This window comes from Noviherbaspirillum massiliense JC206 (assembly GCF_000312045.1).
Taxonomy (GTDB): Bacteria; Pseudomonadota; Gammaproteobacteria; order Burkholderiales; family Burkholderiaceae_D; genus Noviherbaspirillum; species Noviherbaspirillum massiliense.
In genome coordinates this window covers 591,117-604,112 of the sequence record NZ_HE978634.1, presented here as the reverse complement: position 1 = coordinate 604,112, position 12,996 = coordinate 591,117, and the positions used below count along the sequence as shown (strand labels likewise).

General features: G+C 59.2%; 13 protein-coding genes. 9 read left to right on the top strand and 4 right to left on the bottom strand.

The window, feature by feature from the left end:
- The first annotated feature begins 7 nt into the window (after positions 1–7).
- The 8 genes from rlmH (at position 8) to HGHM_RS03010 (ending at position 7,000) form a co-directional block, all read left to right on the top strand.
- Positions 8–478: a 23S rRNA (pseudouridine(1915)-N(3))-methyltransferase RlmH gene (gene rlmH / locus HGHM_RS03045; RefSeq protein WP_019140029.1), complete on the top strand. Its 471-nt coding sequence runs from the start codon at positions 8–10 to the stop codon at positions 476–478.
- Between the two features lie 20 nt (positions 479–498).
- On the top strand, positions 499–1,119 hold the full coding sequence (locus HGHM_RS03040) for a Maf family protein (RefSeq protein WP_019140028.1): 621 nt from the start codon (positions 499–501) through the stop codon (positions 1,117–1,119).
- Positions 1,116–2,579: a ribonuclease G gene (rng, locus tag HGHM_RS03035; protein WP_019140027.1), complete on the top strand. Its 1,464-nt coding sequence runs from the start codon at positions 1,116–1,118 to the stop codon at positions 2,577–2,579. Before HGHM_RS03040 ends, rng begins: the two co-directional genes overlap by 4 nt.
- Before the next feature lie 481 nt (positions 2,580–3,060).
- Positions 3,061–3,993: an L-lactate dehydrogenase gene (locus tag HGHM_RS03030; protein ID WP_019140026.1), complete on the top strand. Its 933-nt coding sequence runs from the start codon at positions 3,061–3,063 to the stop codon at positions 3,991–3,993.
- A 299-nt stretch (positions 3,994–4,292) separates the two neighbouring features.
- Positions 4,293–5,042, top strand: coding sequence for a molybdate ABC transporter substrate-binding protein (gene modA / locus HGHM_RS03025; RefSeq protein WP_019140025.1), 750 nt, complete (start codon positions 4,293–4,295; stop codon positions 5,040–5,042).
- The gene (locus HGHM_RS03020; RefSeq protein WP_019140024.1) at positions 5,039–5,449 is read left to right on the top strand and encodes a TOBE domain-containing protein; all 411 of its coding nucleotides are present in this window, start codon (positions 5,039–5,041) and stop codon (positions 5,447–5,449) included. The genes modA and HGHM_RS03020 overlap by 4 nt, the downstream gene beginning before the upstream one ends.
- Positions 5,446–6,117, top strand: coding sequence for a molybdate ABC transporter permease subunit (gene modB / locus HGHM_RS03015; RefSeq protein WP_019140023.1), 672 nt, complete (start codon positions 5,446–5,448; stop codon positions 6,115–6,117). Before HGHM_RS03020 ends, modB begins: the two co-directional genes overlap by 4 nt.
- A gap of 1 nt (position 6,118) precedes the next feature.
- Entirely contained in the window at positions 6,119–7,000 is an 882-nt protein-coding gene (locus HGHM_RS03010; protein WP_019140022.1) for an ATP-binding cassette domain-containing protein, read from the top strand.
- Between the two features lie 65 nt (positions 7,001–7,065).
- Here HGHM_RS03010 and HGHM_RS03005 read toward each other — a convergent pair whose 3' ends face one another.
- The 4 genes from HGHM_RS03005 to HGHM_RS02990 all read right to left on the bottom strand — a co-directional run bounded on the left by HGHM_RS03005 (position 7,066) and on the right by HGHM_RS02990 (position 12,403).
- Positions 7,066–8,268 carry an O-antigen ligase family protein gene (locus HGHM_RS03005; RefSeq protein ID WP_019140021.1) on the bottom strand — a complete coding sequence of 401 codons (1,203 nt, stop codon included), beginning with the start codon at positions 8,266–8,268 and terminating at the stop codon, positions 7,066–7,068.
- A gap of 83 nt (positions 8,269–8,351) precedes the next feature.
- Positions 8,352–9,392 carry a polysialyltransferase family glycosyltransferase gene (locus HGHM_RS03000; protein ID WP_019140020.1) on the bottom strand — a complete coding sequence of 347 codons (1,041 nt, stop codon included), beginning with the start codon at positions 9,390–9,392 and terminating at the stop codon, positions 8,352–8,354.
- 71 nt (positions 9,393–9,463) lie between these two features.
- Complete coding sequence (msbA, locus tag HGHM_RS20460; RefSeq protein ID WP_148415322.1) at positions 9,464–11,284, bottom strand: lipid A export permease/ATP-binding protein MsbA; 1,821 nt, start codon at positions 11,282–11,284, stop codon at positions 9,464–9,466.
- Between the two features lie 207 nt (positions 11,285–11,491).
- On the bottom strand, positions 11,492–12,403 hold the full coding sequence (locus tag HGHM_RS02990; protein WP_019140018.1) for a LysR family transcriptional regulator: 912 nt from the start codon (positions 12,401–12,403) through the stop codon (positions 11,492–11,494).
- A gap of 151 nt (positions 12,404–12,554) precedes the next feature.
- On the opposite strand from HGHM_RS02990, the gene HGHM_RS02985 reads away from it, so the two are divergent.
- Complete coding sequence (locus HGHM_RS02985) at positions 12,555–12,938, top strand: DUF2917 domain-containing protein (protein WP_161603762.1); 384 nt, start codon at positions 12,555–12,557, stop codon at positions 12,936–12,938.
- Positions 12,939–12,996 lie beyond the last annotated feature (58 nt).

The following is a 12,996-nucleotide window of genomic DNA, read 5'->3' as shown; positions in this document are numbered from 1 at the left end:
CCCTTTCATGCAGCTCGTGATTGCCGCGGTGGGCCACAAGATGCCTGCCTGGATCGAAGCCGGGTTCAACGAATATGCCAAGAGGATGCCGCCCGAATGCCGCATCCTGCTCAAGGAGATCAAGCCGGTCGATCGCTCCGGCGGCAGGAGCGCGGAAACCGTGATGGCGCAGGAGCGCCAGAAGATCGAGGCGGCCATCCCGAAAGGCGCGCAGGTCATCGCCCTGGATGAACACGGCAAGGATGTGACAACTGTGCAACTGTCCCGGTTGCTGACACAGTGGCAACAAAACGGGCGGGATGTTACATTCGTCATCGGCGGCGCCGACGGACTGGATGCGGGCTTCAAGGCATCTGCCGACATGCTGGTTCGGATTTCGAGCCTGACCCTGCCGCATGGAATGGTGCGCGTGCTGCTCGCCGAGCAGCTCTACCGCGCCTGGTCGATTACGCAGAACCATCCCTACCACCGGGTGTAGACAACATCTTCGAAGGCGCAATGAAACCGGCTGACAACAGAATCTACCTCGCTTCCAAGAGCCCGCGCAGACGCGAACTCCTGCGCCAGATCGGCATCGAATTTGAATTGTTGCTATTGCGCGACCAGACCCCGCGCGGGCCGGAAGTGAGCGAGGAAGTGCTGCCGGGCGAAAAAGCGGAAGACTATGTGGCCCGCATCACGCGCGAAAAGGTGGAATTCGCGACCAATACCATGCTGCGCCGCAGACTGCCGGCGCGCACCGTGCTGGCAGCGGATACCACGGTGACGATCGATGGCCGCATCCTCGGCAAGCCGGCGAATGCGGAAGAAGCCAGCGCCATGCTCAAATCCCTGTCCGGCCGCACGCACCAGGTCCTGACCAGCGTTGCGGTGCGGCGCGACGAAGAGACCTGGCAAACCACACAGCGCTCCAATGTCACCTTCGCCGTGCTCACCGATGACATGATCCGCGCCTATTGCGCCGCCTCGGAGCCCTACGACAAGGCCGGTGGCTATGGCATCCAGGGCATGGCCGCCATCTTCATCGAACGCATCGAGGGCAGCTATTCCGGCATCATGGGTTTGCCGCTCCACGAAACCGCGCAACTGCTGCATCGAGCCGGCATTCCCCTTCTATGAACGAAGACATCCTGATCAACATCACGCCGCAGGAAACCCGTGTTGCGCTGATATTGCAGGGGGCGGTCCAGGAGCTTCACATCGAGCGCACCCTGTCGCGCGGGATGACCGGCAATATTTATCTCGGCAAGGTGGTGCGCGTGCTGCCGGGCATGCAATCCGCCTTCATCGACATCGGCCTGGAGCGTGCGGCCTTCCTGCATGTAGCCGACATCTGGGAAGCCCGGGCGCAGGATGCACCCGCTGCCGCGCCCACTCCGATCGAAAAGCTGCTGTACGACGGCCAGGCCATCATGGTGCAGGTGATCAAGGATCCGATCGGCACCAAGGGCGCGCGCCTGTCGACGCAGATTTCCATTGCCGGACGCATGCTGGTCTACCTGCCCCAGGATTCACACATCGGCATTTCCCAGCGCATCGAGAACGAAGCCGAGCGCGAGCAGCTGAAGGAAAAGGTGCAGCGCCTGCTGCCGCCGGGCGAGAAAGGCGGGTTCATCATCCGTACCATGGCGGAAGACGCGTCCGAAGCCGATCTGCAGATGGACATCGATTACCTGCGCAAGACCTGGTCGGCGATCACCCAGCAAGTGAAAACCAAGCCGGCGCCGACGCTGCTGTATCAGGACCTGAGCCTGGCGCAGCGGGTCCTGCGCGACTTCGTCGGCGAAGATACCTCCACGATCCAGGTCGATTCGCGCGAGAACTTCCAGAAGCTCGAACAGTTCGCCAAGCTGTACACGCCATCGGTGCTGTCCAAGCTGGTCCACTACACCGGTGAGCGTCCCCTGTTCGACCTATATGGCGTGGAAGAGGAAATCGAGCGTGCGCTGGGGCGGCGCGTCGACCTGAAATCCGGCGGCTACCTGATCGTCGACCAGACCGAGGCGATGACGACCATCGATGTCAACACCGGCAGCTATGTGAGCGGCCGCAATTTCGACGACACGATTTTCAAGACCAACCTGGAAGCAGCGCATGCCATCGCGCGCCAGCTGCGGCTGCGCAACCTCGGCGGCATCATCATCCTCGACTTCATCGACATGGAAAGCGCGGAACACAGGAGCGCCGTCCTGTCGGAGCTGAACAAGGCCTTGGCGCGCGACCGCACTAAAGTTTCGGTGTCCGGCTTTTCGGCACTCGGCCTGGTGGAAATGACGCGCAAGCGCACCCGCGAATCGCTGGCACACGTCCTGTGCGAAGTCTGTCCGGCATGCGGCGGCAAGGGCCAGGTGAAGACCGCGCGCACCATCTGTTATGAAATCCTGCGCGAGTTGCTGCGCGAGGCAAAACAGTTCAATCCGCGCGAGTTCCGCATTCTTGCCTCGCAAGTCGTGGTCGACATGTTCCTGGAAGAAGAGTCCCAGCATCTCGCCATGCTGGGCGACTTCATCGGCAAGCCAATTTCGCTGCAGGTGGAGACGGTCTTTCATCAGGAACAGTACGACATCATTCTGATGTAGCGTACCCGCGCTTATTTTGATCCGGAGTGTGTCTGGCAACAGCAGCAGCCTGTCAGGGTTGCGCTCGCTGGCGAGGGTCGCGCAATGGTTTCACGGGCCAAGCCCGATGTCTATGGATTATCCGGGCCTGCCAACCGCATGCACGCTGCAAACGCGGCATCGCGACTGCATATGACGTGCAGCAAGAGGAACGGAGCAAGGGCTTCGTGGAGCGCTACTCCATGCTTGCGTAGCGGTATCACCTTTTGGCCAGCCTTTTGAACTCCGCACCATCCTTCGGTTGCTTCACCAGTCAAAAACAAGCCATGCCGGATCGAGACGATGGAATTTGTAACGTGAAAGCGTGTCGATTATGAAATGTGAGGTCCGCGGCACACCCGACGGTTGGCCAGCAGGCAGCCGCCCCGGATAGCGCGGCAAGCAAGGCGGCCAGCGATCTTGCTTGATTCTCGCATGTCTCTTTCCTAAGGCAAGGTAACGCATGAAAGTTGGCATTGTCGGTTCCGGCCACGTCGGCTCCACCGCCGCATATTCAATTACCCTGCAGGGCATAAGCACAGAGCTCGTTCTGGTTGACAGCAACCCGGACCTGGCCGAAGCGCATCGCATGGATATCCTGCATGCCACACCGTTTGCCCATCCGGTGCGCCTGCGCGCCGGCAGGTTGCCTGAACTGGCCGGCTGCGGGGTGGTCATTCTGGCTGCCGGTGCGGCCCAGGTAGCTGGCGAGTCACGCATGCAGCTTCTGTCGCGCAATGCCGGCGTGTTCGCCAATCTGGTACCGGAGATCGTGCGGCATGCGGGGAATCCCATCCTGTTGGTGGCAAGCAATCCACTCGACATCATGACGCATATTGCGACAGCACTCTCGGGACTGCCGCCATCGAGGGTGCTCGGATCCGGCACCATGCTCGATACGGCGCGCTTTCGTTCACTGCTCGCCGAGCGCTTTCGGGTGTCGCCGAGCTCCGCACATGCCTACGTGCCGGGAGAGCACGGGGACTCCGAAGTCCTGATCTGGTCGACGGCGCAGGTTGCGGGCGTGCCGCTGAAGCAGTTTGGCGACGCATGCGGAATGCCGCTGGACGCCGCCATGATGGATGAAATCGACAAAGCGGTGCGCGGTGCCGCAAATCGCATCATCGCCGGCAAAGGCGCCACCTATTACGGCATTGGAGCGGCGCTGGCACGCCTTGTCCGCTGCATCGTGAATGACGAGCGTGCCGTCTTTACGGCATGCTCCATGGCGCCCGAGATCGAGGGAGTAAAGCAGGTCGCACTGTCCTTGCCGCTTGTCATTGGCAGTGACGGCGTACAGCGGCAAATCCGCCCGCAAATGAACGACGCAGAAGCGCAGGCATTGGGCGCAAGTGCGAGACTGATCAAGCAAGCGGTATCGCAACTTGGTTACTGACGGCACCTGGCTCCAGGGACCGGTTCCGTAAATTGGCAACTAACGTTACGCAAAAACTCTGATGACGAAGCTCGGCCTGTGAAGGTTGACCCGACGCGCTGATAGAATTGTCCGCTGAACAAATTGGATTGGCGCATTGCAAGACCGTATCCTGTGAAAACAGATGGCTGCATAGGCTGCCGAGTGAACTTGGCCCTGAAAACACATCAAGCGACCCGTTGGCGTTCAAGAACCTACCTCTATCTACCCGCACAGCATGCGTAGTGCGCAAGGCGCGACTTCGTCCTTATGTAGGCACCATGCAGGGCGCCGTCCTTCTCGCTTGCCTGTTCGCCTTTGGTCAGCCCTCTCTTGCCGCCAGCCTGACGGTTGCCGTCTCAGCCAACATGCAATATGTCTTCCGTGACCTGCAGGATGCGTTCAAGAAGGAGAGCGGCCACGAGCTGCGCCCGGCCTACAACTCCTCCGGCAAGTTCGCCGCTCAAATCCTGAACGGCGCTCCCTTCGATGTCTTCCTGTCAGCCGACATGGAATTCCCGGAGAAGCTGCACCAGGCGGGCCTGGCAACCAGTCCCCCCAAGGTATATGCCTATGGCACGCTGGTTCTGTGGACCATGAAAGACCTTGACCTGCGCAATTGGCAAGGACTGCTTTCCAGCCCTGCGGTCGGCAAGATCGCGCTGCCCAATCCGAAAACCGCACCCTATGGCCGCGAAGCGGTCAAGGCGCTCGACCGCTTGCGCCTTGCCGAAGCACTCAGGCCCAAGCTGGTGTATGCGGAGAGCATCGCGCAAACCAACCAGTACATTCATTCCGGGGTGGCGGATGCAGGCTTCACCGCCAAATCGGTAGTGCTGTCGCCCGAAATGCGCGGCCAGGGGAAATGGATCGAATTGCCGCGCGATTCCTACCAGCCGATCGCACAAGGCGCAGTCATTCTCAAACATGGCGAGCAAATGCAAGCGGATTCCGCCCGGCAGTTTTACGAATTTCTTTTTTCCGGAACGGCGCGCGCCATTTTTGCCCGTTACGGATATGCGCTGCCATGAACCGCTTGCCCGGCCAGATCGTCAGGATTGAAACTGCGGGCAGCATAGCGCTGGTCGACGTGGCAGCAGGTCGGCACCACTTTACCGCTACCTTGGTCGGCGGCATCGATGAAGCCGCTTCCTGGTTGCCCGGCATGCCGGTCACGCTCCTGTTCAAGGAAACCGAAGTATCACTTGCCAAGAACCTGTCTGGGCTGATCAGCATGCGCAATCGCCTTCCCGGCGTCATCACGGCAATCGAGCGCGGGCAATTGCTGACCAAGGTCACGCTGGATGTCGATGGCCATGCCATCACGTCCATCATTACCACCCGCTCCTCCCATGCGCTCGCGCTGGCTGTCGGCGACGAAGCCGAGGGACTGGTGAAAGCCAACGAAATGAGCCTCCTGCCGGAGTCTGGCGCATGAGCTACGACTGGCAGCCGCTGCTGCTGACATTCCGGCTGGCGGCCATCACCACAGCCATTCTGCTGGCGATCGGTATCCCGCTCGCCTACTGGGTCGCCCATAGCCGTAGCCGGCTGAAACCGGTGGTCGAGACGCTGGTCAGCATGCCGCTGGTGCTGCCGCCATCGGTACTCGGTTTTTACCTGTTGCTCGCATTCAGTCCCCAGCATGCGTTCGGCCACTGGCTGGAACAATGGCTGCACCTGAAACTGATATTCAGCTTCGAAGGCCTGGTCATTGGTTCCGTCATCTTCAGCCTGCCTTTCATGGTGCAGCCGATACAGGCCGGCTTCCAGGCCCTTTCCCCCTCCTTGATGGAAGCCTCGCGCACGCTCGGCAAGTCCGATCGCGTGACCCTGTTCCGCGTGCTGCTGCCCAACATCAAGCCGGCACTGCTATCCGGGATCGTGCTCAGCTTCGCCCACACCATTGGCGAATTCGGGGTGGTGCTGATGATCGGCGGGAATATTCCCGGCATTACCAAGGTGGCATCGATCGCGATTTACGACGAAGTGGAAAGCCTGAATTATGGCGCCGCGAATTTCTATTCCCTGGTGTTGTTCGCCGTGACCTTCGCGATCCTGCTGACGGTTTATCTCGTCAACAAAAAATGGCAGAAGGCGGAGTGAATTGATCGAGCTTGCCCTTACCAAGACATTGAACGGCCCGGCGGGGAGACTGCGGCTTGATGTCCGGGTCGACATCGAAGATGGCGGCATTACTGCCCTGTTCGGCCCATCGGGTGCCGGCAAGACCACGCTGCTGCGCATGATCGCGGGACTGACCGATCCCGACGAGGGCAGGATCGTAGTGGGAGGCCAGGTCTGGTTCGACTCTGTCCGTCGCATCAAGCTGCCCCCACAGAAGCGGTCGATCGGCTTCGTGTTCCAGGACTATGCGCTCTTTCCCAATCTGACGGTGCGCCAGAATGTTGGCTATGCAGTGGGAGAACAGGATTCGGCCTGGATCGATGAGCTGCTCGCCATTATGGCGCTGACACCCTTGGCACACCGCCTGCCGTCCACCCTGTCCGGCGGACAAAAGCAGCGCGTGGCGCTGGCGCGGGCGATTGCCAGGAAGCCTGCCCTGCTGCTGCTGGATGAGCCGCTGTCCGCACTCGACGCAGACCTGCGCAGCCAGTTGCAGGATGATCTGCTGCACCTGCACCGGCGACTCGGCCTGGCCACGCTGCTGGTCAGCCATGACATAGGCGAAGTGTTCAAGCTTTCGCAGCAGATATTGCAGCTTGAAGGCGGCCGCGTCATGTGCTCCGGCACCCCCGCCCAGGTATTCCTGCAGCAACGGCTTGCCGGCAAGCTCAGCCTTCAGGCCCAGGTGCTGGCGATTCGGCGCGAAGAAGTCGTAAACATCGTGTCGCTACTGGTCGGCCACGACATGATCGAGGTGATTGCGTTAGATGATGAGGTGCGCGAACTGCGCGAGGGAGACAAGGTCTCCCTGTTGCTGAAGACTTTCAGTCCGGTGATTTTCAAGACCTCAACTGACACATAGATGTTGAGACCAGCGCCAGGCTCCATCCCTGCACGAACCGGAAGCCGCATACGCTGCGTTTCCGTCTATGATTTTGATTCCGGTGTTTTCCCTGCCGCTAGCGCGGCCAGCACTGCGGCAAAGGCCAATGATGTATTGGAACGCCAGAGATAGCTTTCGAACAGACAAACAACGGCAAATCCGAGCAGCATCGTCCTGGTTCGGAAATCGCTTCCGGAAGCTGCGAAATAGAAAATGCAGAACAAGGCTGCCAGTCCAAGCAGGCCCGTCGTAGCTGCAGTCATGAGAAACTGATTGTGCGGATTATGTGACTCGGGGGTTGTATCCCAGTATTGCGACTTGAGCTGGTTATATTCCTTTTCGTAATCACCGCTGCCAACACCACCGAGCGGGTGATCAGCAAAGAGTCGAATACTGGTGGCCCAGAAAACAAGTCTCTGTCCGACGGAAGTATTTGGATTCTCGGGAAACACCTTGATGTCCCTGACCGCAAAATCGACACGCTCCGCGAAATAGCTCTGCGTTCTATATGCAGTAACAAGAAGCAAAGGCAGCACCAGCACACAGAGCAACAAGGCCTTGCCGCGCGCCTTTATCCGCTCGAAAGCGAGTGCAACGCAGAGCGCCAGGAACATAACCGTCCCGGCGCGCCCTCCTGAGAAAAACAGGTTGAACACCAGGAAGGCGGCAATCAAGGCCGGCAGCATGCGCGCTGTCATGCTTGTGGCAAAAACAGCGCGGCGGAGACTGAAGTAAGCCCCTAGCGCAAGTATCGGAGTGTACAGGATACGGTCCACGAAAGGGGCCGTATCATCCGGATCCTTGAACACTTTTACGCCGCGCGGCCAATCGGGGAACCAGTGCAACTGTATCCAGTTGTAATAAGCCAGCAAGGCGCAGACGCACAAACCGGCCAGAAGTGCGGAAACATAGCGCTCTCTGTATCCGGGTTCCGCACTGCTCCAGTACAGCAGGAATAGCAGGAAAGGCACATGGCGCCCTACCATGTTCCATCCCGACGTTGTATCTTCGGTCCACAACATCGCCAGGACGTAGACACCAAAGTAGGCGATGAATGCGAGGCACAATTTTGAGCGCAGAATTGCTTCGAACTTGGCGCGCAATCCTCCATCGGCAATCCAGACCAACAAAAGCAGCGCGCTCAGGGTATAGATGTAGCTGGCTTTCATGGGCAGCACGAAGCAGATTGCACTGAACAGCCAGGAGCGCGCTTGGCTGAGAAAGGGCTTGGCCTGAGGGGAGGTCATGTTTTTAGTATCTGGAAATGAGGGCGATTGGAGTTCAAGTGGAGCGAATAATCGGATGGTTTGGGGTAGGCAAGTTTCTTCACTCAGACAAACTCCACGCCGCAATCGGAGAAGGCCTTCTTCATATCGGCCTGCTCCTGCTTCGACTTGAAGCGCACCCTGTCCCAGCCGAACGCAAGCACCTTGACCGACTCCGGATAAATTTGACGTGCAAACAGCAGCGCCGACGAGCGCACGCCGATTACCACATCGTAATGCGTCGAAGCCATGTAGGCTTCCAGGGCACAAGCCGGATCCACCAATCGATAGTCCGGCTGATACAGCTCTTTTGCAGGATCCTTCGGATGGGCCTTGTAGTCGATATCGGTAATGCCCTGCTGCGCCAGCCATTCCCGTATTTGCGCCGTCACTTCCGCCGTATACCTGGCCGAAAGCAGGCCGGTGTCGGTCAGCGGCTGGCCGATCACCAATGCGCGCCACCCATTGCCCTTTGCCCTGTCCTGAGATGAATGGCTCGCATCGACCAATGGCGGCAGCAGGCACACTTTTTCAGCCGGGTATTCGTTGGGCAAGCTTGGCAACACATAAATGCGGTCACAGAACGCCGCATCGGATCCGATCCGATCGCCGCTGAAGCATTGATAATCCAGTTCGGGCGCGAACAGGCGGCGCAGCTTGCGGATGCGCTGGACTAGGCGCTTTGTCATGGTGAGCGGATAACGCCTTATGCTGATCAGGCCATCTGGCAGGATGCGCGCATACGTTCGCTGCGCGCCGGAAGCGGCCGGCAGCGCATGCAGGAAGTAGTTGATTGCCTCGGTGTCGAATACGGCGCTGTGCAAGACCAGGGTATCGCAACTGCCGACGAGATCGGCTACCATCCGGATATTCGCCCGCAGGCGCCGGTGGCGTCCGAATACGCCGGGCAGCGGTTCCAGGCGCGGCCAGGGCATGTAGCTGCAGGCATCCCATTCCGCGGCATTGATAATGGATTTCAGCCCCGGCTTGTACCAGACAAGCACCTGGCGCGCGCCGGATTCGAAATGCTCGGCAATGCGCCTTGCAGCAAGATACTGCAGTGGCGAAGCGACGAAATAAACCGCAACCTTCTGGAAGTGGGACATGTGCGTAAAGAGGCTCTGTTGCGGGCGAAAGTATCCGGGCTAGCTCTTCGGGATGTCAAGGCATTCCTGTCTCAGCCTTGCCAGGAACCGCTGCGCGCATGTTGTTCGGCGCTTTCCGCCTCCGCAACCGCATCCTGTTCCGCCACCTCCGGACTGCCCGCTCCTTCTCCTGAAAATTGCAGGTGATAGAGGTTTGCATAGACGCCTTGCTTTTGGAGCAATTCCTTGTGCGTGCCGATCTCGACGATGCTGCCGCCGGCAAGTACGACGATCCTGTCGGCCCGCTCGATGGTCGACAAGCGGTGCGCAATGACAAACGTCGTGCGGCCTACCATCAACTCGTCGAGCGCGGCCTGCACTGCCCGCTCGGATTCGGTATCCAGTGCAGACGTTGCCTCGTCAAGGATCAGAAGCGGCGCATCCTTGTAGATGGCACGCGCGATCGCCATGCGCTGGCGCTGTCCGCCGGACAGGCGGGAGCCGTTGTCGCCGATGCGGGTTTCAAACTTTTCCGGCAAATTGGCAATGGTGTCGGCAAGATGTGCGGCCCGCGCTGCCGCCTCGATGCGGGCGCGATCGGGATGCTTGTCGCCATAGGCAATATTGGCGGCTACGGTATCGTTGAACAGCACGACATTCTGGCTCACCATGGCAATCTGCGCGCGCAGGCTGGCCGGTGAAATGTCTTCAATGGATTCGCCATCGAGCAGGATCTTGCCGCTGGTCGGCGAATAGAATGCGGGAAGCAGATTGACCAATGTCGATTTGCCACCGCCGGACATGCCGACAAAGGCAATTGTTTCGCCTGGTTCGACATGCAGGTTGATCCCGTCCAACGCCGGCTGCTTCTGCCCCGGATAGGTAAAACTGACATCAACGAAATCGACCCGGCCCGTTGCCCGTCCTGTCAGCACCTTTCCTCCCGTCCGCTCCACCGGCGTGTCAATCAGGTTGAACACCGCTTCGACGGCAGCCATGCCGCGCTGCAAGGGCCCATTGACGTCGGCCAGCTGTTTCAGCGGCGTCAGCAGCATCAGCATGGCCGTGAGGAATGAGACGAAGCCGCCGGCCGTAATCTGGCCATGCTCAGACTGGATCAGGGCCATCACGATGACGATGGCCACTGCGAACGAAGTCAACAGTTGCGTGATCGGCACGGTCGCGGCAAAGGTCTTGGTCGTGCGCATGGTGTAGCGGCGCAGATTTTCGGCACGCTGTTCGAAACGCGTCTTTTCAAAATCCTGCCCGCCGAAGATCTTGATGACCTGGTGTGCCCGGGTTGTCTCTTCGATCACCTGGGTCAGCTGCGCATTCACAGTCAGCGACTCCTGGTTCAGCTTCTTCAGGCGCTTGCCAGTGGTACGCACCACGACGGCGATCAGCGGCAAGAGCACGAGCGTAATCGTGGTCAACTGCCAGTTCAGGTAAAGCAGCCAGGCCAGCAAACCGAGCACCGTCAGCGAGGAGCGCACGATGGTAGTGAATATCTTGGTGATCATCTCGACGATTTGCTGCACTTCGAACATGATCGAATTGATCACGCGACCCACCGTATGCGTGGCATAGAACTCTGCCGGCACATCCAGGATGCGACTGAACATCTGCTGCCGCAAGTCGCTCAGCAGCTTGGACGAGACCCAGGTCATCATGTAGGTGCTGAGGAAGGTCGACACGCCTCGAATCGCAAACACCGCGATGACGGCGACGGGCACCATCCAGTAGGAAAATGCCGGCGTCCCCGTGAATCCCTTGTCAAGAAGGAGCTTGAATATGTAGGGAACGACCGGTTCGGTGGCCGCCGTCAGAATCATGGCAACGAAAGCCAGTGCAAGCCGATGCTTGTACGGCCAGTGCATTCTGAAAAGGCGCTTGAGGTGTGAGGAGGATTTCATCAATTTTCGGCGTGGGGTATCGGGAGCAAGCGGCAAAATTGCAAGGCCGGATGCAAGGGCAAAACATGCCTGTCTGAACAGCAGAGCAAGTATTGCCAAGCCATCAATGCCGGCAGCGGGTAAAGGTAATCACGGCGCACGATTATGCCAGTTAAAGGCATGGTGCAGCTAGGAATCGCATCCACGGCGCCCGGACTGTGGCGCTTGCTAAAACCTGTCCCAGTCCGGATGCGGTCCAAAGTGTTCCAACAAGTGATCGATGAAAGCTCTGACCTTGGGCTGCAGATAGCGGTTGGGCGGATAGACCGCGTAGAGCGACATGTCCGGATTGGCAATGCTGTCCGGCAGGATTTCCTTCAGGCTTTCGCTTTTCAAGTGATGCCCCACGATATAAGTGGGAAAGATGGCAATACCCATGCCGGCCAGCGCCAGCTGGATCAGGACTCCTGTATTGTTGACGCGGCATTTGCCGGTAACATGCAGGTTCACTTCCCTGTTATTGACCAGATAGCGCCAGCTGCTGCGCATGGCCGGTATGCCTTGGTACACCAGGCATTGATGCCGGCTTAGTTCCTGCGGTGTCCGGGGCGTGCCGTGACGCGCCAGATATTCGGGGGAAGCGCAAGTCACCCAGCGCACTGGCGCAATCCTGCGCGCCACCATGTTGGGCGAGGGCTTGTCAGTGATACGGATGGCGAGGTCATAGCCCTCATCGACGACGTCCATCACGCGGTCGCTCGCATTCAATTCCACTTCCACCTTGTCGTAACGTTGCAGAAAGGTTTGCAGCGCCGGAGCGAGGTGCAGGGAAGCGAAGATCACGGGCGAGGTCAGTTTCAGCAAGCCGCGCGGCTCGGCCTGCAATTGCATGACGGTCTGAGACGCTGCAGCAATCTCCTGCGCAATGCGGGCGCAGTGCTCGTGATAGGCGGCACCGACTTCCGTCAGGCTCATGCGGCGTGTCGTGCGATGCAGCAGCTTGACACCCAGCGCACTTTCCAGATTGCTCACGTGCTTGCTGACCAGCGATTTCGATGTGCCCAGCGCCTGGGCGGCGGCGGAAAAGCTGCGGGTTTCCACCACTTTGGCAAAGGTCATCATTTCTTCAAGCCGTTCCATGGCATTCCTCCTGCCGCATCTTTCATTGTTCACCAATGAGAACAATGTTATTCCAAATTGCCAAATTGTAAATAACTGAGAACAAACCATAATGTTCTTCATCGAGGCTGGATCGACAACTGCCTTTCCCATCCGAAGCAAGGAGGTCGTCATGAGAACCCTGATTCGCCACAAGCCTGTTTCCGTTGCGCCCAGCGAAAAGGGCTTTCCGCTGACAGCAGCCATGGAACTGGATCCGAACGGCAGCACGATTCACCTGCGCGGCCGCCGCTATGTCCATCTGCGGCGGGCACTAGGCTGGACGGTGCAAGCGGTGAGCGGCATGGTCTGGGTGACGCAGGACGATGATCTCCGCGATATCGTGTTGCAAGCCGGCGAATCCTTCACCCTCGATCGCAATGGCGGCGCGCTGCTCTCGCCGATCGGCGAAGCGGAATTCCTTCTTGAACGCAAGGCCGGCATGAGCGCGGCGACCGGCATTTCGGCACCACGCAGCTTGTCGCCCTTCTCTAGCCTTCGCGCCCTGTTCGCATGAGAGGGCCATCGTGGAACACCTTTCCGCTCGCACATTCAACTGGATAGACGATCTGCGC